This window comes from Nonomuraea roseola, assembly GCF_039535395.1.
GTDB lineage: Bacteria > Actinomycetota > Actinomycetes > Streptosporangiales > Streptosporangiaceae > Nonomuraea > Nonomuraea roseola.
The window spans coordinates 1,401,478-1,425,461 of the sequence record NZ_BAAAXC010000015.1 but is presented as its reverse complement, the minus strand read 5'-3'; the positions used below and the strand labels follow the sequence as shown (position 1 = coordinate 1,425,461).

The 23,984-nt window shown below is 69.8% G+C and carries 18 protein-coding genes and 1 pseudogene; 10 read left to right on the top strand and 9 right to left on the bottom strand.

Annotated features, from left to right (window positions below):
• Positions 1–21: 21 nt before the first annotated feature.
• On the top strand, positions 22–1,377 hold the full coding sequence (locus ABFX55_RS29660; RefSeq protein ID WP_379478939.1) for an LVIVD repeat-containing protein: 1,356 nt from the start codon (positions 22–24) through the stop codon (positions 1,375–1,377).
• 66 nt (positions 1,378–1,443) lie between these two features.
• Entirely contained in the window at positions 1,444–1,656 is a 213-nt protein-coding gene (locus ABFX55_RS29655; RefSeq protein ID WP_346126031.1) for a hypothetical protein, read from the top strand.
• A gap of 444 nt (positions 1,657–2,100) precedes the next feature.
• Here ABFX55_RS29655 and ABFX55_RS29650 read toward each other — a convergent pair.
• A pseudogene (locus ABFX55_RS29650) lies at positions 2,101–2,364 on the bottom strand (RDD family protein); the annotation flags it as partial.
• Between the two features lie 136 nt (positions 2,365–2,500).
• Between ABFX55_RS29650 and ABFX55_RS29645 the strand changes: the two are divergent.
• Positions 2,501–3,493 (top strand): stage II sporulation protein M, encoded by a 993-nt coding sequence (locus ABFX55_RS29645; RefSeq protein ID WP_346126030.1) that lies wholly within the window; start codon positions 2,501–2,503, stop codon positions 3,491–3,493.
• On the opposite strand, the gene ABFX55_RS29640 is transcribed toward ABFX55_RS29645, so the two are convergent.
• From ABFX55_RS29640 to ABFX55_RS29620, 5 genes are read right to left on the bottom strand one after another with little or no spacing between them, the layout of a single operon-like run.
• Entirely contained in the window at positions 3,490–4,788 is a 1,299-nt protein-coding gene (locus ABFX55_RS29640) for a DUF58 domain-containing protein (RefSeq protein ID WP_346126029.1), read from the bottom strand. The genes ABFX55_RS29645 and ABFX55_RS29640 overlap by 4 nt on opposite strands.
• Entirely contained in the window at positions 4,788–5,726 is a 939-nt protein-coding gene (locus ABFX55_RS29635) for an AAA family ATPase (protein WP_346131294.1), read from the bottom strand. The genes ABFX55_RS29640 and ABFX55_RS29635 overlap by 1 nt, the downstream gene beginning before the upstream one ends.
• A gap of 31 nt (positions 5,727–5,757) precedes the next feature.
• Positions 5,758–6,876 (bottom strand): DUF4350 domain-containing protein, encoded by a 1,119-nt coding sequence (locus ABFX55_RS29630; RefSeq protein WP_346126028.1) that lies wholly within the window; start codon positions 6,874–6,876, stop codon positions 5,758–5,760.
• Positions 6,873–7,475, bottom strand: a complete 603-nt coding sequence (locus ABFX55_RS29625) for a DUF4129 domain-containing protein (protein WP_346126027.1) — start codon at positions 7,473–7,475, stop codon at positions 6,873–6,875. Before ABFX55_RS29625 ends, ABFX55_RS29630 begins: the two co-directional genes overlap by 4 nt.
• A complete protein-coding gene (locus tag ABFX55_RS29620; protein ID WP_346126026.1) occupies positions 7,472–8,635 on the bottom strand; it encodes a glycerophosphoryl diester phosphodiesterase membrane domain-containing protein in 1,164 nt (387 codons plus the stop codon). The genes ABFX55_RS29625 and ABFX55_RS29620 overlap by 4 nt, the downstream gene beginning before the upstream one ends.
• Before the next feature lie 215 nt (positions 8,636–8,850).
• Here ABFX55_RS29620 and mtrA point away from each other — a divergent pair, with 215 nt between their 5' ends.
• The 6 genes from mtrA (at position 8,851) to ABFX55_RS29590 (ending at position 15,893) form a co-directional block, all read left to right on the top strand.
• On the top strand, positions 8,851–9,528 hold the full coding sequence (mtrA, locus tag ABFX55_RS29615) for an MtrAB system response regulator MtrA (RefSeq protein WP_043620615.1): 678 nt from the start codon (positions 8,851–8,853) through the stop codon (positions 9,526–9,528).
• 15 nt (positions 9,529–9,543) lie between these two features.
• Positions 9,544–11,274, top strand: coding sequence for an MtrAB system histidine kinase MtrB (gene mtrB / locus ABFX55_RS29610; RefSeq protein ID WP_346126025.1), 1,731 nt, complete (start codon positions 9,544–9,546; stop codon positions 11,272–11,274).
• On the top strand, positions 11,264–13,018 hold the full coding sequence (locus ABFX55_RS29605; protein WP_346126024.1) for an LpqB family beta-propeller domain-containing protein: 1,755 nt from the start codon (positions 11,264–11,266) through the stop codon (positions 13,016–13,018). The genes mtrB and ABFX55_RS29605 overlap by 11 nt, the downstream gene beginning before the upstream one ends.
• Positions 13,019–13,122: 104 nt before the next feature.
• Positions 13,123–13,800, top strand: a complete 678-nt coding sequence (locus ABFX55_RS29600; protein ID WP_346126023.1) for a ComF family protein — start codon at positions 13,123–13,125, stop codon at positions 13,798–13,800.
• 579 nt (positions 13,801–14,379) lie between these two features.
• The gene (gene hpf, locus ABFX55_RS29595; RefSeq protein WP_183649950.1) at positions 14,380–15,039 is read left to right on the top strand and encodes a ribosome hibernation-promoting factor, HPF/YfiA family; all 660 of its coding nucleotides are present in this window, start codon (positions 14,380–14,382) and stop codon (positions 15,037–15,039) included.
• 185 nt (positions 15,040–15,224) lie between these two features.
• Positions 15,225–15,893, top strand: a complete 669-nt coding sequence (locus ABFX55_RS29590; protein ID WP_183649948.1) for a response regulator — start codon at positions 15,225–15,227, stop codon at positions 15,891–15,893.
• Between the two features lie 812 nt (positions 15,894–16,705).
• Here ABFX55_RS29590 and ABFX55_RS29585 read toward each other — a convergent pair.
• Positions 16,706–18,430, bottom strand: coding sequence for a winged helix-turn-helix domain-containing protein (locus ABFX55_RS29585; RefSeq protein WP_346126022.1), 1,725 nt, complete (start codon positions 18,428–18,430; stop codon positions 16,706–16,708).
• 720 nt (positions 18,431–19,150) lie between these two features.
• Positions 19,151–19,393 (bottom strand): HGxxPAAW family protein, encoded by a 243-nt coding sequence (locus ABFX55_RS29580; protein WP_183649944.1) that lies wholly within the window; start codon positions 19,391–19,393, stop codon positions 19,151–19,153.
• Positions 19,394–19,622: 229 nt separating this feature from the next.
• Here ABFX55_RS29580 and secA point away from each other — a divergent pair, with 229 nt between their 5' ends.
• Positions 19,623–22,412, top strand: coding sequence for a preprotein translocase subunit SecA (gene secA / locus ABFX55_RS29575; protein WP_346126021.1), 2,790 nt, complete (start codon positions 19,623–19,625; stop codon positions 22,410–22,412).
• A gap of 278 nt (positions 22,413–22,690) precedes the next feature.
• Here the strand turns inward: secA and ABFX55_RS29570 are convergent, their stop codons facing one another.
• Positions 22,691–23,974 (bottom strand): ABC transporter substrate-binding protein, encoded by a 1,284-nt coding sequence (locus ABFX55_RS29570; protein WP_346126020.1) that lies wholly within the window; start codon positions 23,972–23,974, stop codon positions 22,691–22,693.
• Positions 23,975–23,984 lie beyond the last annotated feature (10 nt).

Genomic DNA, 23,984 nt, shown 5'->3' with positions numbered 1-23,984 from the left:
AACCCACGATGGGAGGTTCCGGTGGCGTCCAGACTCGGCCGTGTGCTCGTGCTGGCCGGTGCGGCCCTGACTCTGGTGGCGGCGACGATGCCGGCACAGGCGGAGTCGGCTGACAAGATTCTCAAGAGCGCCAACGTCGAGCACGTGGCGAACCTGCCCAAGAAGGGCGCGTTCACCGGCCCGGACGCGTTCAACTCGGACCTGGCCTTCCAGGGCGACTACGCCTACCAGGGCAACTACAACGGCTTCACGATCTACAGCATCAAGGACCCGGCCAAGCCCAAGGTCGTCAGCCAGGTGACGTGCGAGGGCGCGCAGAACGACGTCTCGGTGAAGGGCGACCTGCTCTTCCTGTCGGTGGACGACCCTCGCGACAGCGACTCCTGCAAGAGCGACTACGGCACGCCCACGAGCAAGAAGTCGTGGGAGGGCATCAGGATCTTCGACATCAGCGACAAGTCGCGGCCGAAGTACATCAAGGCGGTCGAGACGGCCTGCGGGTCGCACACCCACACGCTGGTGCCGGACAAGTCGGGCAAGTCGGTTTACCTGTACGTCTCGTCGTACATGCCGGCCGACATCTACCCCGAGTGCAAGCCGCCGCACGACCGGATCTCGATCGTCAAGGTGCCGCTGAAGAAGCCGACGGACGCCAAGGTCGTCTCCAGGCCCGTGCTCTTCCCCGAGGGCGGAAACGAGCAGCAGAGCGGCCTGCTCCTGCCCACCAGCGGCTGCCACGACATCACGGTCTTCCCCTCCAAGAACCTGGCCGCCGGCGCCTGCATGGGTGACGGCGTGCTCATGGACATCTCCGACCGTGAGCGGCCCAAGGTCACCGCGACCGTGACCGACGAGAACTTCGCCTTCTGGCACTCGGCGACCTTCAACAACACGGGCACGAAGGTGGTCTTCACCGACGAGCTCGGCGGCGGCGCCTCGGCCACCTGCAACGCGACGATCGGCCCCGAGCGCGGCGCTGACGCCGTCTTCGACATCGTGGGCGGCGAGCTGGTCCACAAGAGCTACTACAAGATCTCCAGGCACCAGGATTCGTCGGAGAACTGCGTCGCGCACAACGGGTCGCTGATCCCGGTCAAGGGCAAGGACATCATGGTGCAGGCGTGGTACCAGGGCGGCGTCTCGATCTGGGACTTCACCGACTCCTCGGCGCCCAAGGAGATCGGCTACTTCGAGAGGGGACCGCTGAAGCCGCGCTCCATCGGCGGTTCGTGGTCGGCGTACTACTACAACGGGTTCATCTACAGCAGCGACATCCAGAAGGGATTCGACGTGCTGCGGATCTCGGACAAGCTGACCGACCCGGCGGCCAAGGTGCGCCTGAGCATCCTGAACACCCAGACGCAGCTGCCGTTCTGACGCAGGGCCGCGCGCCGTCTCCCAGAGAGCGGCGCGCGGCTCACCACGGAGGCGCTCACCGCAGAAGTGGTCTCCTCGGAGGTGCTCACCGCGGTGGCGCTCACCGCAGCGGTGATCTCCTTGGAGGTGCTCGCCGCGGAGCTGCTCACCGGGGAGGTGCTCACTGCGGAGGCGCGAACCCTCCCGGCGTGGTGCGCGGCTGCGGAGCGGGGGGGCGGCGGCGGGGAGGAGCCCGGCGGAGCCGCCTGCGGGGAAAAGACCTGCGGGGCATGGGGCTGAGCGTACGGCTGGCCGTACGGTCCGGGCTGGGGGTAGGGCGCAGCCTGTGGACGAACGCCATGGCCCTGCGGGGCCTGTGGATAACGTGCCTGGTCCCGCCGTCGGCGCTCGGCCAGCACCGCGCTGAGATAGGCATGGGGGGGGAACCCCGGGCGGCGGCGGTGGCGTCACATACGCCGCGACCTGCGCGGCGATGCGCACCCCCATCTCGTGCTGGACGGCAGGCGACAGATCGTGCCAGCGCACCAGATACTGCCTTGCCGCCCCCGCCACCTCCCCTGGCAGCTGCGAGAGCTCCAGCGTGCGAGCCCATCCCTCCAGCGCGGGAGGCATCAGCACGGGCTGCGAACTCCCGCTCGGCCCTCTCTCGGAGATGACGATCGTGCCCGCGAACACGTCACCGAGCCGCTTGCCCCGCTGCGAGATCAGGGAGGCGATGAGCGCGGGCGCGCCGAAGAAGGTCCAGAACTCCAGGACCCCCGCCAGCCCCCTGAACAGCGCCTGCCTGAACCGCTCGGGGCCCCCGTCGTCGCTCACGACGCGCAGGCCCAGCGCCAGCTTGCCGAGGCTGCGTCCCCGCGTCGCCGTCTCGAAGATCACCGGGTAGCCGGCCATCACCAGCACGCTGATCAGGATCGACACCGCGCCGGCCAGTGCGGGGTCGGAGACGACCGAGGAGAAGCCGACCGCGAGGAAGACGCCGACCATCAGGGTGACCTGCACGATCATGTCGATGGCCAGCGCCACGGCTCGGATGGGCGGCTGTGCCACCCTGACCTCGACGACGACGGCGTCGCCCGTTACCACCTCGGACATAAGGGGAGCCTAGTGCCAGAATGTCCCGGTGGACATTGACGCCTTCGTCGCCGCGCACCGGCCCGCGTGGGATCGACTCGACCACCTGGTACGGCGGCGCAGGTCGCTGACGGGCGCGGAGGTCGACGAGCTGGTCGAGCTCTACCAGCGGGTGTCGACCCACCTGTCGATCGTGCGATCGGGCACGCAGGACTCCGTGCTCGTCGGCAGGCTGTCGGCGCTGGTGGCCAGGGCGCGCTCGGCGGTGACCGGCGCGCACGCCCCCGCCTGGCGCGACGTCGTCAGGTTCTTCACGGTCTCGTTCCCCGTGGTCGCCTACCGCGCCAGGTGGTGGTGGCTGGCCAGCACCCTGGCGTTCGTGGCGGTGTCGTGGATCATGGGCGCGTGGGTGGCGGGCAGCCCGGAGGTGCAGGCCGCCGTGGGCACGCCAGAGGAGATCAAGCAGCTGGTCGAGCACGACTTCGCCGACTACTACTCGGAGAATCCCGCCGCCTCGTTCGCCAGCAGGGTGTGGATCAACAACGCCTGGGTCTCCATGCAGGTCATCGTGTTCGCGATCTTCCTGGGCCTGCCGATCCCCTGGATCCTCTTCCAGAACGCCGCCAACGTGGGCGTCTCGGGCGGCCTCATGGCGTCGCGCGACAAGCTCGACATCTTCTTCGGCCTGATCCTGCCGCACGGCCTGCTGGAGCTGACGGCCGTGTTCCTGGCCGCCGCGGTCGGCATGCGGCTCGGCTGGACGGTCATCGTGCCGGGGCCGCGCCGCAGGGTCGACGCGCTGGCCGAGCAGGGAAGAGCGGTGGTCAGCGTGGCGCTCGGGCTGGTGCTGGTCCTGTTCGTGTCAGGCCTGATCGAGGCGCTCGTCACGCCTTCGGGGCTGCCGACGTGGGCGCGCCTGTCCATCGGGGTGATCGCCGAGGCGGCCTTCCTCGCCTACGTCGTGTACTTCGGCAGGAAGGCCTACCTCGAGGGCGAGACGGGCGACCTCGAGAGGGCGCCCGACGTGGCGCCGACGAACTAGAGCCGTCCCGCGGCCTTCAGCGCCAGGTAGGCGTCGGCCAGCGCGGGCGCGAAGTCCTCGGGCAGCGCGTCCACGACCTCCACGCCGTGCCCGCGCAGGCGCGCGGTGATGCGCTTGCGCTCGGCGAGGGAGCGTTCGGCCGCGGCGGCGTCGTAGACCTGCTCGGCCGTCCCCCTGCCGGCCGCCATGGCCGCGACCAGCGGGTCGGAGACGCCGGCCACCAGCAGCAGGTGCCGCGACGACAGCTGGGGCAGCACCGGCATCAGCCCCTCTTCGAGCGCGGCCGAGTTGAGGTCGGTCAGCAGGACCACCAGCGCCCTCCGCTTGGCCCTGCCCAGGACGGCGGCGGCCAGGCCGGGCGCGTCGGACTCCACCAGTTCGGCCTCGACCGGGGCCATGACGTTCACCAACGCCGAGAGCAGCTCGGTGCGCGAGGCGCCCGACACCCAGGCGCGCACCGCCCTGTCGTAGGCCAGGAAGTCCACCTGGTCACCGGCCTTGGCGGCCAGCGCGGCCAGCAGCAGCGCGGCGTCCATGGACCAGTCGAGCCTGGGCCATCCCGTCCCCACGCGCCCCGCCGACGTGCGCCCCGTGTCGAGGACGATCAGCACGCGCCTGTCCCTCTCGGGCCGCCAGGTCCGCACCACCACGTCGTTGCGGCGGGCCGTGGCGCGCCAGTCGATGGAGCGCACGTCGTCGCCGACCACGTACTCCCGCAGCGAGTCGAACTCCGTGCCCTGCCCCCTGACCAGCGCGGGGTGGTTGCCCTCGAGCTCCCGCAGCCTCGCCAGGCGCGAAGGGAGGTGCTTGCGCGACAGGAAAGGAGGCAGCACCCGCACTGTCCACGGCACGCTGTGACCACCCTGCCGCGCGGCCAGCCCGAGAGGCCCGAAGGCCCGGACGGTCACCGCCTCCGACGACCTGTCGCCGCGCCGCGTGGGCTTCAGCTCGAACACCAGGCGCCGCCGCTCGCCCGGCGGCACGTCGATGGGCACGCTCTTGGGCGACAGCCCCGCCGAGGGCTGCCACGCGTCGCGCAGGACACCGCGCACCCGCCGAGGGCCGGGATTCTCCACGATCAGCTCGACGGTGGCCGTCTCGCCGAGCCGTACGGAGGTGGGGCCCGAGCGGGTGAACGTCAGCGGCCGCACCGACCCGGCGAACACCAGGTCGGTCACGATCGCGGCGGCAAGCAGCAGGCAGCCCGCGAGCACCGCGTGGCCGGGCCCTGGCACGAACAGCACCACCACGATCCACAGGGCCGCGACCAGCCCCGCCCGCCCTGTCAGTGCCATCAGCGGGGGACCGGCACGGCCGCCAGGATGCCGTCGAGCAGGCCGTCCGTGGTCGCGCCCTCGAGCTCGGCCTCGGGCCGCAGCTGGATCCTGTGCCGCAGCGCGGGCCTGGCCAGCGCCTTGACGTCGTCGGGCGTCACATAGGTGCGGCCGGACAGCCACGCCCACGCCCTGGAGGCCGCCAGCAGCGCCGTCGCGCCGCGAGGCGAGACGCCCAGCTGCAGCGAGGGCGACTGCCTGGTCGCCCTGGCCAGGTCGACGATGTAGCCGAGCACCTCGGGGGCCACGTGAACCGCGGCCACCGCCTCGCGGCCCGCGGCCAGGTCGTCGGCCGAGGCCACCGGCTTGACCTGCGACAGGTCGCGCGGGTCGAAGCCTCGCGCGTGCCGTTCGAGCACCGCGATCTCCTGGTCTCGCGGCGGCAGCGGCACGGTCAGCTTCAGCAGGAACCTGTCGAGCTGCGCCTCGGGCAGCTGGTAGGTGCCCTCGTACTCCACCGGGTTCTGCGTCGCGCACACCACGAAGGGGTCGGGCAGCGGCCTGGGGTCGCCCTCGACGCTGACCTGCCGCTCCTCCATCGCCTCGAGCAGCGCCGCCTGGGTCTTCGGCGGCGTGCGGTTGATCTCGTCGGCGAGCAGCAGGTTGGTGAAGACGGGCCCCTCGCGGAAGTCGAACTCCGCGGTCTTCGCGTCGTAGATCAGCGAGCCCGTCACGTCGCCGGGCATCAGGTCAGGCGTGAACTGCACGCGCTTGAAGTCGAGCGAGAGCGCGGCCGACAGCGTGCGGACCATCAACGTCTTGGCCACGCCGGGCACGCCCTCCAGGAGCACGTGCCCCCTGCACAGCAGCGCGATGACCAGCCCTGTCACGACCGCGTCCTGGCCCACCACGGCCTTGGCCACCTCGGCGCGCAACGCGCCGAGCGCCTCGCGCGCCATGTCACCGCGCCCCGCGACGCGGGTGGTCTCCTCAGTGTTCACGAACCTGCCTCTCGATCTCGTCCAAGTATCCAGCCAGGGCCACCAGGCCCGCGTCGTCGGCGGGGGGAGCGCCGTACAGGGCGGTCCCGAGGTGGCCGGCCTCCAGCCCCGTGCGTACGGCCAGCGCCGCCACGACCTCGTCGGCCCGGGGCTGCGCGCCGAGTCCGAGCCGGGGTGTCAGGCGGTCGAGCGCGCCGCCGCGCAGCGCCTCGGCGGCCTGGGTCCTGGCTCTGCGGGCACGGTAGAGCCTGCCCCTGCCCTCCACGGTCTCCGCCGCCCTCACCACGACAGGCAGCCGCTCGGCCACCACGGGCCCGAGCCGCCTGCCCTGCCAGAGCGCGACGACCGCGACGGCGACGACCGCCATGAGCACCGCCCACGGCACGTTGTCGGGCATGAGCTCCTGGATGCTCTTGCCTCCTGGCCCAGGCAGTTCGCCGGCCCCGACGGGAGGGGGCACCAGCCAGGTGACGGCCTTGCGGGAGCCGAGCAGGTTCAGCGCGAGCGCGGCGTTGCCGTCCTCGGCCAGGCGCAGGTTGGTCATGAACTCGCCGCTGCCGAGCACGGTGACCGTGCCCGCCGCCACGAGGGAGCCCGCGTAGCAGGACTCGCCTTCGGCCTCGAAGGTCAGGCCGCCCAGATAGGCGCTGCCGGCGGCGCGGGCGGCCGGCAGCCGGCAGCCGGGCTCGCGCGAGCGCAGACGCGCCTGCCCGTCGTGCTCCACGGAGGGGGCGAGCACGTCGAGGTAGGGCTGGTCGCCGACGATCACGAGGTCGCCGGAGATGTTCGCGAGCCGTTCGGCCTCGCTGTAGTCGCCGTTCCACGGCGCGCCGACCAGCAGGAGGCGCTCGCCTTCGCGGGCAAGGGACTCGGCGGTCGCCGCCGAGTCGACCCTGTCGACGCGCACGCCCCTGTCGCGCAGCAACTGGGCAAGCGCCTTGGAGCCGCGCAGGGAGGCGTCGTCGGGGTCGAGGTAGCGGCCCTGCTCACCGCCGCCCGCGAGCAGCGCGCCGAAGACCGCGGTGGCCACCACGAGCAGCGCGACCGCCACAGCCGCCCTGCCGCGCCGCCACAGGCCCTTCGCCGTGGGAGCGGTCGAGACGCTCACGACGCCACCGGCCTGGCCAGGCGGAGCCGTTCGTCCAGGTCGCGCAGCATCGCGTAGGCGGCGGGGCTGCCTGGCACGCCGCCGTAGGCGACGTCGTCGAAGGCGCGCGCGGCCGCGGCGAGCTCCTCGGCGAAGGCCGGCAGCGACCTGCCCGCCTCCGCCGCCAGCTCGTCGGCGGTCTTGCCCGGCAGGCCGTCGATCAGCGCTCTGTCCTGCAGCTCGCGGGCGATGGCGCGCAGCCGTTCCTGGACGGCCTCGGCCCATCGACCCTCCGCGGCCAGCCGCTCGGCCGCCTGCCTGTGCTCGGCCGCGGTCATCGTCCTGCCGTCGAACAGGTCGCCTGGCGCCGTCGTGGCGCGGGCCGACCTGCGCGCCAGCCAGACCAGCACTGTGACGAGCGCGACGACGAACAGGACCAGCAGCAGCGCGGCGAGCAGGGCGCCGACGGGGCTGCCGCCCGGCGCGAAGTCGGTCGCGTCACCGAGCAACTGCTGGAAGGTGCGGTAGAGCCTGTCGAGCAGCGACTCGTGCGCGTAGCCCGGCTTGGACAGCTCCTCGGCCGCCCTGCGCTGCGCCTCCTCACGGCCCAGAGGGGTCACGGCCTGCGGGCGTTCGACGGATGCCAGAGCTCGTCGGCCGTGGCGTGCACCCAGCCCTGCCGCTGCTGCTCGAGGGCGGCGGTCTGCAGGACCAGGTCGAAGGCCTCGCTGCGCATGCGCCTGTCGGTGTAGAGCAGCCCCGCCACGCCAGCCTGGAGCGGGTAGGTGATCATCGCGCCCAGCGTGGTGCCGATGGCGAGCACCACGGCGACGGCGATGGTGGCGCCGGTGGAGCCCTCGCCGAACACACTGACGATCCCCGCGATCAGGCCGAACGGGAAGCTGATGATCATGCTGATCAGCCAGGCGATGATCATGGTGAGCACGAGGATGCCGAACACCCTCCAGAAGTCGCCGCCCACCAGCCGCCACGACCTGCGCATCGCCTGCACGGGGCCGAGCCCCTCCAGCACCACGACGGGGGCGGCCAGGGCGAAGCGCGTGTTGATGAACAGCGCGTAGCCGATGTAGAGGAGCAGGAACAGAAGGCCGAGGCCGAGCGCGGCCAGGGGCTCACCGCTCGACGCGGCGGCGTAGAAGATCACCGCCATCGGGATGGCGGGTACCAGGATGAGCCCGAGCACCAGGAAGAACACCCCGAACAGCGCCGGCACCCTCGAGGCGACCAGCCGCCAGGCCTCGCCTGCGGTGATCTTGCCGCCGAAGACGGCTCTGCCGAGGATCCTGATGAGGATGCCGGTCAGGATGGTGACGGCCGCGAGGCTCACCACCGACGAGATGATCGTCGGCAGGTACTGGGTGACGAACCCGCCCTCCATCGCCGTCGGCTGGGCCGTCGGGTCGGCAAGGAGATCGCCGACCGAGCTGAGCGTCAGCGCCTGCCCGATCGAGACGGGCACCGCGGCGAGGGCCGCGACGATCGCCGACAGGCCGAGCACCGCCTTGGGGTTGGACCTGATGAGCTTGATCGTGCCGTCGTAGATGTCGCCGAGGCCGAGGGGGCGTAGCGGGATGATTCCCGGACGCAGCGCGGGCGGCGGCATGTAGCCGTACCCTTGCTGGCCGTAGGGAGGCGGTGGGGGAACAGGTTGCTGCCACGCTGACGGGTCCGGGCCGCCGCTGTAGGGGGATCCGGGGGCCCGGTAGGGCGGAGGCTGCTCAGCCGACCAGCCGGGTGGCGTCTCGTGACCGTCTGACATACACCAATCCTGGCACGGTGGGCGACTCATTGGTGTAGTGCGAGTCCGGGGATGGTCGAAACATGCCTTTGTCTTGCACACTGAGATTACGGGGGTTGCAGGGGCGTCTAAAATTCGGCTTTCGATGGTCTGATGGTTATGCCACGAGGCTGGCAAGGGTAACCTTCAGCAACCGTGCGGGTATGTCCCACAATGCGTAGAACGAATGAGGGGCCATGAAAGGACGCGTGCTTGTCGTCGACGACGACGCCGCTCTCGCCGAGATGCTCGGCATCGTGCTGCGGGGCGAAGGTTTCGAACCATCCTTTGTCTCCGACGGCGACAAGGCCCTCGACGCGTTCCGGGATACGCGCCCGGATCTGGTACTGCTCGACCTGATGCTTCCGGGGGCGGACGGCATCGACGTGGCGCGCAGGATCAGGGCTGAGTCGGGGGTCCCGATCGTCATGCTCACCGCCAAGAGCGACACGATCGACGTCGTGCTCGGCCTCGAATCGGGGGCCGACGACTACATCGTCAAGCCGTTCAAGCCCAAGGAGCTCGTGGCCAGGGTGCGGGCGCGGCTGCGCCGTACCGACGAGCCGACCCCCGAGATCCTGCAGATCGGCGACATCACCATCGACGTCGCGGGCCACTCGGTCAAGCGCGGCGAGGAGACCATCAACCTCACCCCGCTCGAGTTCGACCTGCTCGTCGCCCTCGCCCGCAAGCCGCGCCAGGTCTTCACCCGCGAGGTGCTCCTGGAGCAGGTCTGGGGCTACCGGCACGCGGCCGACACCCGTCTGGTCAACGTGCACGTCCAGCGCCTGCGCGCCAAGATCGAGAAGGATCCCGAGCACCCCGAGATCGTGGTCACGGTCCGCGGCGTGGGCTACAAAGCCGGCCCGGCGTAAGTCTTCCCCTTCCTCATGTTCCCGTCGAAGAGCAGGCCCCGTCGCAGGACGATCCGCCAGATCCTTGGCGGCGTCAGGCGGCGGGCCAGGCGCGCGGTGGGCATGGTCCGCAGCACGTGGCGGCGCTCGCTCCAGCTCCAGGTCATCACCAGCACGCTGGTGATCTCGGTGACCGTGGTCGCCGTCCTGGGCGTCTTCCTGGTCGACCAGATCAACACCTCGGTCGTCGACGGCCGCACGCAGGCGGCCGTCACCGACGCCACGGCCGACAGGGTCGCCATCGTGGCCGCGCTCAACCAGGAGCCCGCCGAGCGGGGCAAGGCCGCCGAGGGCAGCACCTCCCCGATCGAGGACCCGCTCGACCAGGCTCTTTACGGCATCATCGGAACCGGAGAGAGCGGCTGGCAGAAGCGCTACCAGCTGCTCGTGCTCAACCCCACCGAGCCGGGAGGGTCGCGGGCCACGGGCCGGGTGCTGCCCGTCGACGTGCCCGCCGACCTGCGCGCGAAGCTCCAGACCAAGCGCGACAAGGGCGGCGTGCTCAACGAGCCGCAGCAGGTCAGGAAGCGCATCAAGTTCGCCGCCGGAGGCGAGCCCGAGCTGACACTCGTGGTCGGCGCCTTCGTCCAGAACGGCTACGAGGTCTACCACTTCTTCCCGCTCACCGGCGAGGAGGAGATGCTCACCACCGTGCGCCAGGTGCTGGTGGTGGTCGGCATCGGCCTGGTGCTGCTGCTCGGCGCCATCGCCTCCCTGGTCACCCGCCAGGTCGTCACCCCCGTACGGCTGGCCCGCCAGGCGGCCGAGCGCCTCGCCTCGGGACGGCTCGACGAGCGGCTCAAGGTGCGCGGCGAGGACGACCTCGCGCGGCTGGCCACCTCCTTCAACGAGATGGCCGCCAACCTGGCGCTCAAGATCCATCAGCTGGAGGAGCTGTCGCAGGTGCAGCGGCAGTTCGTCTCCGACGTCTCACACGAGCTGCGCACCCCGCTCACCACCGTGCGGATGGCCGCCGACCTGCTCTACGACGCGCGCGAGGACTTCGAGCCGATGGCCGCGCGCTCGGCCGAGCTGATGCAGGCGCAGCTGGAGCGGTTCGAGTCGATGCTGGCCGACCTGCTCGAGATCAGCCGTTACGACGCGGGCGCGGCCACGCTCGACCTCGACTCCACCGACGTGCGCGACGTGGTCCTGCGCGCGGTGGGCGACTCCGAGGCGCTGGCCGAACGGCACGGCACCCGCTTCGAGCTGCGGCTGCCGAGCGAGCCCTGCATGGCGGAGATCGACAGCCGCAGGGTGGAGCGGATCCTGCGCAACCTGCTGTTCAACGCGATCGAGCACGGCGAGGGGCGCGAGATCGTGGTGACCGTGGGGGCCGACCGCGACGCGGCGGCCGTGGCCGTACGGGATCACGGAGTCGGCCTGAAACCCGGCGAGGACCAGATGGTCTTCGACAGGTTCTGGAGGGCGGACCCCTCGAGGGCGCGCACGATCGGCGGCACCGGGCTCGGGCTGGCCATCTCGCGCGAGGACGCCATGCTGCACGGGGGCTGGTTGCAGGCGTGGGGGACGCCTGGAGAGGGGTCGCAGTTCAGGCTCACCCTGCCACGTACGGCGGGGGCCGTGCTGAAGGGCTCTCCGCTGTCGCTCGTGCCGCCGGAGGTGGAAATGCGGCGGACATGGCGCGGGCACATCACGCCGGTGCTCTCACCGGCGGCGGGGGAGGGGGTGCTCCATGCGGAGTAAGAAGTTCGGCGTTCTCGTGCTCGCGGCCAGCGTGGCCTGCGGAGGTTCGGCCTGTTCGGTGATCTCTGTGGGTGGGCCGCCCGAGCTGGCCAGGCCCGCCGATGCCGCCGACTCGATGACCAAGCCGTTCCAGCGCATGGTCGCCACGTCCCCGCAGGCCGACTGGACGCCGACGCAGACCGTCAAGGGGCTGCTGGCGGCGATGGCCAGCTTCGACGACGTCGAGCAGAAGATCCTGCGCGAGTACCTCACCCCCGAGGCCAAACGCGCGTGGAAGCCCGGCGACTCCTTCACCGTGGTCGAGGACAACCCGACCGTCAACCAGGTGAAGGAGGGCATGGTCCAGATCGAGGCCAACCAGATCGCGATCATCCACGACGACGGCTGGTACGAGCCCAAGAAGGAGAAGCGCACCCTGCAGGTCCCCGTGGCCAAGACGAAGGACGGCTACCGGGTCTCCAGGCTCGACAACGGGCTGATGCTCCTCACCGCCGCCGACGTGCGCAGGGCGTACGCGCAGGCCGACATCTACTTCCTCAGCGGTTCAGGCTCCCTCGACGACCCCAGGGCCATCCCCGTGGTCGACCACGTGTGGCTGCCGGTCAACCCGCGCAGGTCGCTCGCGGAGACGATCGTCGACAGGCTGCTCGAAGGCCCGAGCGAGTCGCTCGAGGGCGCGGTCTCCACCGCGTTCGAGGGGATCAGCCTCGACAGGATCGACCCCGGTGACGAGACGGTCGTGGTCAGGCTCGAAGGCCAGTTCAAGACCCAGCCGGCGCCCGTCGAGGCGCTCACACGGCAGCTGCAGTGGAGCCTGAGGGAGCTGACCAAGGGCCGCACCATCGAGGTGCGGCTCAACGGCGAGCCCTTCTACGAGTCGGGTTCGCTGACGATCGTGCCCAAGCAGACCGACACGTGGCTGCGCTCGCCGGAGAGCAAGGTCTACTTCGTCCAGAACGGCCAGCTGATGTGGCTCGGCCAGGACGGCGCGAGCAGCGCCATCCCCGGCCCCGTCGGCCAGCTGGGCGAGATCTACAAGGAGCCGGCGATCACCGGCTCGCCCGGGCCGCGCGAGGGAGACCTGGCGGAGTACGTGGCCGCGCTGAAGAGCGACGGCCGCAGCGTCTGGATCAGCCGCCTCGCCGGCGACGGCCAGTGGGAGGAGGCGATCAAGGGCACCGACCTGACCGCACCCAGCTGGAACTGGAACGGCACGCTGTGGACCGTCGACAGGGTCGACGAGCGCACCTCCTACGTCCTGCGCTACGACATGTCGGCCCTGGACCAGCCGGTGACGCGCATCGCCGCCCCCGAGCTGAACGGCAAGCAGGTCAAGGCCTTCAAGGTCGCCAGGGACGGCACCAGGGTGGCCGCCATCGTCGCCGACGGCGAGGGCGTCTCCGTCATGGTCGGCGTCATCACCGGCGACAAGCTCGACCACTTCCAGACGCTGTGGTCGGCGGAGGAGATCAAGGACCTCGCCTGGAGCGACTCCGAGCACCTGCTCGCGCTCGTCGGCTCGGGCCGCACCATCTCCGAGATCGACATCAGCAACGGGACGGTGCGGCAGCTTCCTGGTACCGACAAGCGCATCACGTCCATCACGGCGCTGAACGACCGGCTGGTGGCGGGCACCGAGGCCGACGAGAAGGGGGGTGGGAAGGTGCTGGAGCTCGCGCAGGACAAGTGGGTCGACACCAAGGCCCCGGAGGGCGCCCTCTACCTGACCTTCCCCCTCGACTGACCCCCTCGGCTGCCCCTCTGACCCTCGCTCGAGCGACCCCCGCTCGACCTCAGGCCCAGGACTCGGCGCGGGTTCTGTCGGTGGCGGCGGGCATCCTGGCACGCGTGCTCGACCTCCTCCTGCCCCTCCGATGCGTGGGCTGCGCCGTCCGGGGCTCGCTGCTGTGCGAGGCGTGCCTCGTCGTCGCCCCCGCCGACAGGACACCCGTCCCGGGCCCCGCGGGGCTGCCCGTCTGCTGGTCGGCGGCGCTCTACGAGGGCGCGGCCCGACAGGCGATCCTCCACTACAAGGAGCGGGGCCGTACGGCTCTCGTCGCCCCGCTGGCGCAGGCGCTGGCCTTCACCATCGCCACGGCGGTGCCACGGGGGCCCCTCGTCGTCGTTCCGGTGCCGAGCGCCCGGCGGGCCGTCCGCGCGAGAGGGCACGACCCCGTGGGCAGGCTGGCCGCGCTGGCCGTACGCCATCTGGCCGGTCTGGGCAGGGCGGTCACGCTCCGCGCGGACCTCAGGCAGAGCAGGAGAGTGGCTGACCAGGCGGGGCTCAGCGCCGCGCAGAGGGCCGCCAACCTGGCCTCCTCCCTACGAGTCGCGCAGGCGGGCGGCGTGCCCCTGAGCGGCCGCTCAGGGGCGCCTGTGGTCCTCCTGGACGACGTCGTCACGACGGGCGCGACGCTGGCCGAGGCGGCCAGGGCGATCCGCGAAGCGGGGGCGACCGTCGGCGTCGCGGTAACGGTCGCCGCGACACGCCGAAAAAGCGTGATCCATTATGGTGACGGACAGTAAAGGCGACGCCAGGTCTCCACCCTCCCCGCTTCGCCACATCTCCCTTCCTCGGCCGCAGCTCACCGGGTCCTCCAGGCCCGCCTGGAAGGGGTAAACGGTCGCTAATGCGGACATCTGCTACCCCTCTTTCGTGCTCGCAAAATCACGCAAAGTGATCTTTTAGGCGAACCTCAGGCTGACATTCGGACGGGATCCGGATAGCGTTCTGACATGGCACCCGTTCGGGTCCGTGGTTGCGCAGGGTCGGGGCTCCCGGCTCTGCTAGCCGATGCCAGCCGCAGGCAAAACGGTCCACGTAAGGCGACTTTTTGTCGACTGATCACGGTGCGGCTTAGGAGTAAGTCCTGCCTTCCCGGGGGTCCAGATGTCCCCCGACCAGAAGAGAAGGGCAGTAGTGGCAAAGAGCTGCGAACCCCTCAGCAGGCGATTGTGGGGTCGAAGACCAGGTCGGCCGGACGGGTGCCACTGGAGCCGCTGGTGACGATGTGTCGAAAGAGGGTAACGGTGGTAGAAGACCTCGCCCGGCAGGCACAACGTCGGGCGCTCTGTCTCAGTTGTTAGACGAAGGGGGGCTGTTGCATGGACATCATCGTCAAGGGACGGCACACAGGAGTGAGTGACCGGTTCCGGGACCACGTGACGACCAAGCTGGCCAGGATCGAGCGTCTGGACAACAAGCTCATTCGAGTCGATGTGGAGGTGTCGAAGGAGCGCAACCCCCGTCTCGCGGATCAGCGCGAGCGCGTCGAGCTCACCATTCACTCACGAGGACCCGCCATCCGCGCGGAGGCCTCGGCAGACGACCGATTCGCCGCCCTCGATCTAGCACTCGACAAACTCGAAGGCCGCCTCAGGCGGATCGCGGACCGGCGCAAGGTGCATCACGGCAACCACGCCACCCCTTCCGTGGCCGAACTGACGGCGGCGCTGGCCGACGTCTACGACACGCCGCAGGCCACCGCCGTCCCCGCGCAGGCGGAGCCGGAGGAGGAGGACCTCCTCCCCGACGACAAGGCCTACGACGACATCGTCCCCATCGAGATGGACGGCGAAGGCCCTTGCGTCGTCCGCGAGAAGTTCCACAAAGCCGAACCCATGACCATCGACCAGGCCCTTCTCGAGATGGAACTGGTCGGTCACGACTTCTACCTGTTCCGTGACAAGGAGAGCGGCCAGCCGAGCGTCGTCTACAGCCGGCGCGGCTACCACTACGGCGTGTTGCGGCTCGTTGAGCCGTAATGTCGTAAACGAAGATCCTCTCGACCACCCCAGGACCGCAAAAGCCTGGCATCATGGCGGTTCAACGGCTCTGGCCCCCCACGAGGAGGAGACGTGAGCGAGCGCAGCGAGCGAGTCGAGGCGGCGCGCCCCGGCCACGTGAGCGAGCGAGCCATCAGGCAGATGCGGTCCCCCGAGGAGGCCGCATGAGCGACCCGATCCGCGTGATGATCGTTGATGATCACGAGCTGATCAGGCGCAGCCTCGCGCTGGCTCTGGCGGCCGAGGAGGACATCGAGGTGGTCGGCGAGGCGAGCGACGGGCAGGAGGCGGTCGAGCTGGCCGATCGCCTTCTCCCCGACGTGGTCCTGATGGATGTTCGCATGCCCAGACAGGGCGGCATCGAGGCGACCGGCGGCATCAAGGCGTCGGTGCCCAGCACCAGGATCATCATGCTGACGGTCAGCGACGAGGAGGAGGACCTCTTCGAGGCGATCAAGGCAGGGGCCACCGGTTACCTGCTGAAGGACGTCCAGATCGACGAGGTTCCCGATGCGGTGCGCGGGGTGCACGAGGGCCAGTCCCTCATCAACCCCGCGATGGCGGCGAAGCTCATCACCGAGTTCGCCAACATGAGCCGCAAGGAGGCCGAACGGCCGCCCCAACTGCCGGTTCCGAGGCTGACGGAGCGGGAGATGGAGGTGCTGCGGCTGGTGGCGAAGGGGATGAACAACCGAGAGATCGCCAAGCAGCTGTTCATCTCGGAGAACACGGTGAAGAACCACGTGAGGAACATCCTCGACAAGCTGCAACTGCATTCCAGGATGGAGGCCGTGGTCTACGCCGTGCGTGAACGCATGCTGGAGATCACCTGACGGACTGGGGTTGTCGGCCTTCCTCGGGCTTTCGCGAGCCCTTTCACCGGTTTCTCAGGCAGTACGGGGACACCGACGCGGCGTGGAGACGGACGACCACGGCCTCCGCTCCACCGCGCCGTGCAGCTTCACAAGCTCGTCGCTCGAGAAGGCGTATGCCCGCGCCCTCGACCCGGGTCGCGCGATGTGGAGATTCCTCTGAGGTCGCGAGGGCTGCGCCTTCGAAAGGCGGGCGCCTGGTGAAGGCGGCACCTTAGGACCGGCCGAACAGCATCCTCCTCGAAGGACGGCGGTGTCGGGGCGGCGACCATGTCGGAGTACGGCGACCTTCTCGATGGACGGCGGCTTCTAGATGGACGGCGGCCTCTCGATAGGCGGCGTTGTCATCGAAGGGCCGCACACCTCCGTCGAGAGACGGCAACTTCCTCGGAAGACGGCGGTGTCGTTGAGGGGCTGGCATCTTCTGGGAAGGGCACAGCACCGTCAAAGGGTGTGGCGCCGGGATGACGGAGAGTCCTTCGAAAGTTGGCAGTTCCCTTGATGGGCGGCGGTGCCTGGGGAGGACGGCAACCCTTTCGATGGGCGGCGGTGTGGTCGAAGGGCAGCACCTCCTCGAAGGGCCGTGCACCTCCGTTGAAAGATGGCAGCTCCCTCGGAAGGCGGCGGTGCCTGCGGAGGACGGCAACCCCCTCGAAAGGCGGCGGTGTCGTTGAGGGGCGGCAGCGTCTTGGAAGGACGTAACCCCTTCGAAGGCCCCTCCGCCGGGTGGCAGAGGGTCTCTCGAAGGGGCGGGCGCGTGGGCTCCGTCGGGGTCAGCGGAGGTCGGAGGGGCCGAGAGGTAGGGCGTCGAGGAGCGGACGGGTATGGGCCTCGGAGGTGACCCGCTCGACCCGTACGTCGGTGCAGCCCACCCAGCTCGCCGCCGACCACAGCGCGTCCCGCACCGCCGCGATCTCCACAGGACGTACCACCGAGGACTCGAAGGACACATGCCTGGCAACGAAGGTCGAGCCCTCGCGCGCGGGATCCACCCTGCCGATGAGCTTGCCGCCCGCGAGAACCGGCATCGTGAAGTAGCCGTGGACGCGCTTGGGCTTGGGGACGTAGATCTCCAGCTGGTAGTCGAAGCCGAAGATCCTCGAGGTGCGTCCCCTGTGCCAGATGAGCGAGTCGAACGGCGAGACCAGTGTGGTGCGATGGCGTCCCCTCGCCACCGACGCCAGGGCCTCAGGATCAGCCCAGGCATTCGGCGCCCGCCCACCGATCCCCGCGAAACGAACGGAACCCGGCGACGAGATCACCGGAGCACCGGGCACCACGAGCCCGTCAGCCCCCGGCAGCGCTGAGTCGGAGGAAGACCCCGCAAGCCCACGCATGGCCGTACCGGCGGTCGCGAGATCAGGAGACCCAGAAAGTCCGCCCTCGGCTCCAGAGTCCACCTGGTCGGCAGATGCGGAAACGCCACGCCCGTCTCCGGAGATCGAGAGGTCGGCAGATGCGGAAACGCCATGCTCGGCGCCGGAGTCCATGAGATCGGGAGGTCCGGAAACGCCATGTTCGGCACCGGAGATCGCGAGGGCGGGAGGTCCGGAAAGCCCCTGGTCGGCGGCTCCAGCGGTCGGGAGGTCGGTAAGGCCGTTGTCGGCGGCTTCGGAGCCGGCGAGATCGAGCGAGCCGGGAGCCCCGAGTTCGGCGGCTCCACGCGTCGCGGGGTTCGGGGATGGCGAGGTGACCGAACTGGCCGGTGAAGGCGCGACGGCTGTGCGACGTGGGGGTCTGGCTTCCGGCCAGCCCGCCACGTGGACGGGGACGAGCCCCGCCGCGCCGCTGGCGAGGGCCTCGTCGAGCATCGCGGCGTACGGGCCCTTGAGCCTGAGGAAGTCGATCAGATCGGCTCGCGTCGCCACGCCCAGCGCGGCGCCTGCGATGCGCGCCAGCCGTACGATGCACTCCTCGTCGGTGAGCTCCACGCCGAGCAGGTCGGTGGGGACGGCGCGTTCGGCCAGGTCGTAGACCCTGCGCCAGCCGATGCGCTGGGTGCAGACGAGCTCACCGATGTCGAGCAGCCACTCCAGCGCGATCTTGGAGTCGGACCAGTCCCACCACTCGGCGCTCTTCTTGGCGCCGCCGATGTCGGAGGTGGTCACGGGGCCGCTGTCGCGCACCTGGTGGAGCACCTTCTCGAAGTCGGGAGGGACCTCGTGCCAGCGCTGCTTCCTCGCGCGGTAGCCACGGCGGCGGAAGTCGTAGAGCGGCCAGTGCTCGATGGGCAGGATGCAGGCGGCGTGGCACCAGTACTCGAAGCTGCGGGCGGGGTTGTGCCAGTAGGCGCGCTCGATCGTCTCCCTGCCGACGGCGCCCAGCCTGCCGTACGCGACCAGCTCATGGGAGCGGGCGAGGACGGAGATGGTGTCGAGTTGCACGGCGCCCAGCCTGCGGAGCATGCCCTCCACCCCGCCGCGCCGGGCGTCGGCGCCAAGGAAGCCCTGGGCGCGCAGGATCAGCCGGCGCGCGTCGTCGGCGCTCAACTCGGTCATGTCGCAGATTCCGTACGGCACAGCATGCCGGGCATCGTAACGGCGGCCACCGACAGAAACGGCACGCGGTCCGACGGCGAGATCTGGAGAGCTCCCGACGACGGACCGGACCACTGGGGAGCGTCGGACGGATCTGCAGGGGAGGAGTGATGCTTCCGCGTGCGTGGGACGGCGGCACGCCGCGCGGGTGGGGCCGTGGAGAAGCCGAGCTGTACCCAGGGAGGGCACGGAGCCTGGAACGGTCGCGGACCGCGCGAACCGGAAGGGGTGGGAAGCAGGAAGCGGTTGAGCAGCCAAGCAGCAGGTGATAGCAGCAAGCCGGGGGAGTGGCGCGGCTAGGGCAAGAGGCCTGGCACGGCTTGGGCGGAGAGCGGCGCGGCGCGGGCGGGCAAGGGTCAGTCACGGCTTGGGTGGGAGAGTGGCGCGGCGCGGGTAGGCGGTGAGACACCGCTTGGGTAGGAGGAGCGGCGCGGCTCGGGCGAGGGGCCGGGGAATGGAGAGCGCGCGGGATGGCGCGTGGATGGCGCGGCGACGGCGCGTGTGCGAGAGGTCCTGCGCGGCGGGAGTGAGGCGCGGAGGGTAGGCGCGCGGGGAGGGGCCGTGGCGCTGGCCTGGAGCGCCAGGTTTGTGGGTGGGAGGAGGTGCCGGAATCCAGAGGGCGGAAAGCGGTGGCGGGCGGGGCGCCGTGGGGACCCGGCGCCCGCCACCGGTCAGGTCCTCTTAGCGGTGGTCCTCGGCGCGCATGCCCGCGCGGGGCGCGTCAATGACGACGTCGGAGAAGATGTCGAAGACGAGGGCGAGGACCCCGCCCAGGACGATCACCCCCACGCCGACCCAGACGATCAGCCAGTTGGCCATCGCCAGGCCGACGCCGCCCACGATGAACCCGGCCAGTACGACGGTGACCGCCAGCCACGACGACGCGCGCCCACCGTGGTTGCCTAGGTTGTGACCATCTGCCATGGCCTATCCCTCCTGAAGGTTTTCCCGCCCTGCCATGTCAATGGTGCGAGATCGGTCTAGATCGGCATACGCTCTGCCGAAAGACCATTGTCCCAGACGGTGGTTGCGGCCTCCCCGTCGCGGTGGCTGTGTCTGGTGGAAGAACCGCCTACGATGGCAGCGGGGAAGTTTGTCTCAGCCTCTCCTCCTGGCGGCCGCCGGGGTAGACCTGCGAGGAGCTTTACACAAAGTGCCAGCCATTCTCGACAAGATTCTGCGCGCCGGCGAGAACAAGATCCTGCGCAAGCTCAAGCGGATCGCCGACCAGGTCAACTCCATCGAGGACGACTTCAAGAGCCTGTCCGACGCGGAGTTGCGCGCGCTCACGGATGAGTTCAAGCAGCGACACGCCGATGGCGAGTCGCTCGACGACCTGCTCCCCGAGGCGTTCGCGACGGTCCGCGAGGCTGCGCGCCGCGTGCTCGGCCAGCGTCACTTCGACGTCCAGATCATGGGCGGCGCCAACCTTCACATGGGCAACATCTCGGAGATGAAGACCGGTGAGGGCAAGACCCTGACCTGTACTCTCCCCGCCTACCTCAACGCCATCTCGGGCAAGGGCGTCCACGTCATCACGACCAACGACTATCTGGTCAAGGTCGGCGCCGAGAACATGGGCCGCGTGCACCGCTTCCTCGGTCTCGAGGTCGGGATGATCCTCGCGGGGCAGGACCCTGCCGAGCGGCGCAAGATGTACAACGCCGACATCACGTACGGGACGAACAACGAGTTCGGCTTCGACTACCTCCGCGACAACATGGCGTGGTCGCTGGAGGAGTGCGTCCAGCGTGGTCACAACTTCGCGATCGTGGACGAGGTCGACTCCATCCTCATCGACGAGGCCCGTACCCCGCTGATCATCTCTGGTCCGGGTGAGCAGTCCGGCAAGTGGTACACCGAGTTCGCCAAGATCGTGCCGCGCCTCCGCAAGGGCGTCGAGGCCAAGACGCCCGGCGAGCCCAGCACCGGCGACTACGTCGTCGACGAGAAGAAGCGCACGGTCGGCATCCTCGAGAGCGGTGTGGAGAAGGTCGAGGACTGGCTCGGCATCGACAACCTCTACAAGCCCGAGCACACCCACCTGGTCGGCTACCTCAACAACGCGTTGAAGGCCAAGGAGCTCTACAAGAAGGACAAGGACTACATCGTCGCCGACGGCGAGGTCCTGATCGTCGACGAGTTCACCGGCCGAGTCCTGCACGGGCGCCGCTACAACGAGGGCATGCACCAGGCGATCGAGGCCAAGGAGGGGGTGAAGATCAAGGACGAGAACCAGACTCTCGCCACGATCACCCTCCAGAACTACTTCCGCCTCTACGCCAAGCTGTCCGGCATGACCGGCACCGCGGTCACCGAGGCCAACGAGTTCCACCAGACCTACAAGCTCGGCGTCGTCCCGATCCCGACGAACAGGCCGATGATCCGCAAGGACCAGTCCGACCTGATCTACAGGACCGAGGACGCCAAGTTCCAGGCGGTCGTCGAGGACATCGCCGAGCGCTACGAGGCGGGCCAGCCCGTCCTCGTCGGCACCACCTCGGTCGAGAAGTCCGAGCGGCTGTCGAAGCTGCTGACCCGCAAGGGCGTCAAGCACGAGGTGCTCAACGCCAAGAACCACGCGCGTGAGGCGGCGATCGTCGCGGAGGCGGGCCGCAAGCACGCCGTGACGGTGGCCACCAACATGGCCGGCCGCGGCACCGACATCATGCTCGGCGGCAGCCCCGAGTTCCGCGCCGACATCGAGCTGCGTCAGCGCGGCCTCGACCCGATCGAGACGCCCGACGAGTACGACAAGGCGTGGCCCGAGGCGCTGGAGAAGGCCAAGCAGGCGGTCAAGGCCGAGCACGAGGAGGTCACCGGGCTCGGTGGTCTCTACGTCCTCGGCACCGAGCGCCACGAGTCGCGTCGCATCGACAACCAGCTGCGCGGTCGTTCCGGCCGTCAGGGCGACCCCGGCGAGTCGCGTTTCTACCTCTCGCTCGGCGACGACCTGATGCGCCTGTTCAACTCGCCGCGCGTCGAAGCGATCATGGTCAGGATGAACATCCCCGACGACCAGCCGATCGAGTCCGGCATCGTCACCAAGGCCGTCGCCTCCGCCCAGCACCAGGTCGAGCAGCAGAACTTCGAGATCCGCAAGAACGTTCTGAAGTACGACGAGGTCATGAACCGGCAGCGCAAGGTGATCTACGCCGAGCGCCACCGCGTGCTGGAGGGCGCCGACCTGCACGAGCAGGTCCGCGGCTTCGTCACCGACGTGATCAAGGAGTACGTCGCCGCCGCCACCGCCGAGGGCTTCTCGGAGGAGTGGGACCTCGACAAGCTGTGGAAGGCGTTCGGCGAGCTCTACCCGATCTCCCTCAAGCTCGAGGACGTCGTGGAGGAGGCGGGCGGACGCGAGGAGCTGTCCGCCGACCTGCTCAACGAGAAGATCACGGCTGACGCCCTCGCCGCCTACGACAGGCGCGAGGAGGAGCTCGGCTCCGAGGCCATGCGCGAGCTGGAGCGGCGCGTCATCCTGTCGGTCCTCGACCGCAAGTGGCGCGAGCACCTCTACGAGATGGACTACCTCCAGGAGGGCATCGGGCTGCGCGCGATGGCGCAGCGCGACCCGCTGATCGAGTACCAGCGCGAGGGCTTCGAGATGTTCTCCGCGATGCTCGAGGGCATCAAGGAGGAGTCGGTCGGCTACCTGTTCAACCTCGAGGTCGAGGTGCAGGAGAACCCGATCGTCGAGGAGTCCGCGGAGATCGCCGAGACCAGGTCGATCATCGCCCGTGGGCTGCGGGGGCCGGAGCGTCCCGCCCAGCTGGAGTACACCGCTCCCGGCGAGGACGGCGAGGTGGAGCACACCAGCGTTCGCACCACCGCCGCTCAGCGCGCCGCCTACGGCAACGTCGAGCGCAACGCGCCGTGCCCGTGCGGTTCGGGCAAGAAGTACAAGCGCTGCCACGGCGACCCCAAGCACGTCGAGGCCTAGCAGAACACCCGAAAGCCCCGCTCCCGGTTCCCGGGGGCGGGGCTTTCGTCATCTACCCGAGGGCGACGGCGCCCGCGCCAGGGCCGCTCGCTGACCCAGCCTTGGTTGGAGGGTGATGCGCAGGGGGTGGCGCTGGGGCCGGAGTCGCGGATCGAGCGTTGGCTGGGGGTTGGCGTGTAGGGGTGGCGCTGGGGCCGGGGCCGCCCGGAAGGACACGGGGGTCCGCGCCGAATGGCCGTTCCGCGTGGACGTGCCCCCTGCCGAGCGGCCTCCAAGCGTTACTTCTGCAGGCCCTTGGCCGTCTCCGCCGCCTTGGCCAGCGCCTCCTTGGCCGAGGACTGCCCGACCAGTACGGCCTGCACCTGCTCGGCGATCGTGCTCTCGATCTGCGCGTAGCCCGCGTAACGCCAGAACGGGTTCGGGGTCGCCGTCTTGGTGATCTTCTCGGTCCAGTCGGTGGTGAAGGTGTCGCCCGCGACCTTCGGGTCGGCGAGGCCCGCGGTGGTGGTCGGAGGGAGCTTCACCTTCTCGAAGAAGCCGGCCACGGTCGCGGTGTCTGAGGTGGCGAAGGAGGCGAAGTCCGCGGCGGCGTCGGCGCCCTCGCCGTCCACCACCACGATCACGTGCCCCCACAGCAGCGCCCGCGGCGTGTCGCCCGCCTTCAGCACCGGTCTGGCCAGCGGCGCCATCTTCTCGGTCAGCGTCTTGTCGGGCGCCTGGCTGGACACCACGCCGCGCGCGATGATCGCGTCGTCGTAGAAGGCGGCCTTGCCCTGCGCGAACAGCGCGCGGGCGTCGAAGCGGTCGACGTCGGGGGCGATGAGCTTGGCGTCGTACAGCTTCTTGTACCACTCGACGGCGGCGACGGAGGCGTCGTCGCCCACCGCGATCTCCTCGCCGTTCAGCAGGGGGCTGCCGAACGTCTGCATCCACGGCAGGATGTCCTTGAGCTGGGCCGCCTTGGTCGCCGCCGCGTACGGCACCACGCCGCCGCCGAGCTTGCCGACCTTCGCGAGCGCGGCCTCGAACTCCTCGATCGTCGAGGGCAGGCCGTCCACACCGGCCTTCTTCAGCAGGTCGGTGTTGGCGATCAGGCCGATGGAGCCCGTCGTCCACGGCAGTCCGAGCTGCTTGCCGTCGAACTGGCCGCTGGAGCGGGCCACCTCGGTGTAACCGCCCTTGGCGGCCTGGGGCGAGAGGTCCCTGAGCTTGCCCATGGCGGCCAGCGCGCCGAGCCAGGAGATGTCGAGCTGGATCGCGCCCGACACCTGGCCGCCGCGCAGCTTGAGTGTCACCTGGTTGAGGTACTCGTTGTAGGGGAACGACGCGGTGTTGACCTTCACCTGCTTGGCCGTGGCGTAGGCGTCCACGATGGCCTGCACGGCGCCCTTCTGGGCCTCCTCGTTCAGCGACCACGAGGTGAAGCCGAAGGTCTTGGCCGCGGTGTCGCCCTTGGGCGCGCTGCCGCCCGAGGCGTCGGGGGCGCAGGCCGCCAGGGCGGTCGCGCCGAGGGTGGACAGTCCGAGCATCCGCAGGGCGTCCCTGCGGTTCATGGTTGTCATGGTCTCTCCA

What these genes read in the sequence shown, in the direction of transcription:
- ABFX55_RS29640 (WP_346126029.1), bottom strand. Translation starts at nt 4,788, where the DNA reads ATGGCACTGACAGGGCGGGCGGGGCTGGTCGCGGCCCTGTGGATCGTG.
- ABFX55_RS29635 (WP_346131294.1), bottom strand. Translation starts at nt 5,726, where the DNA reads ATGGCGCGCGAGGCGCTCGGCGCGTTGCGCGCCGAGGTGGCCAAGGCC.
- ABFX55_RS29620 (WP_346126026.1), bottom strand. Translation starts at nt 8,635, where the DNA reads ATGTCAGACGGTCACGAGACGCCACCCGGCTGGTCGGCTGAGCAGCCT.
- mtrA (WP_043620615.1), top strand. Translation starts at nt 8,851, where the DNA reads ATGAAAGGACGCGTGCTTGTCGTCGACGACGACGCCGCTCTCGCCGAG.
- mtrB (WP_346126025.1), top strand. Translation starts at nt 9,544, where the DNA reads ATGTTCCCGTCGAAGAGCAGGCCCCGTCGCAGGACGATCCGCCAGATC.
- ABFX55_RS29605 (WP_346126024.1), top strand. Translation starts at nt 11,264, where the DNA reads ATGCGGAGTAAGAAGTTCGGCGTTCTCGTGCTCGCGGCCAGCGTGGCC.
- hpf (WP_183649950.1), top strand. Translation starts at nt 14,380, where the DNA reads ATGGACATCATCGTCAAGGGACGGCACACAGGAGTGAGTGACCGGTTC.
- ABFX55_RS29590 (WP_183649948.1), top strand. Translation starts at nt 15,225, where the DNA reads ATGAGCGACCCGATCCGCGTGATGATCGTTGATGATCACGAGCTGATC.
- ABFX55_RS29585 (WP_346126022.1), bottom strand. Translation starts at nt 18,430, where the DNA reads ATGACCGAGTTGAGCGCCGACGACGCGCGCCGGCTGATCCTGCGCGCC.
- ABFX55_RS29580 (WP_183649944.1), bottom strand. Translation starts at nt 19,393, where the DNA reads ATGGCAGATGGTCACAACCTAGGCAACCACGGTGGGCGCGCGTCGTCG.
- ABFX55_RS29570 (WP_346126020.1), bottom strand. Translation starts at nt 23,974, where the DNA reads ATGACAACCATGAACCGCAGGGACGCCCTGCGGATGCTCGGACTGTCC.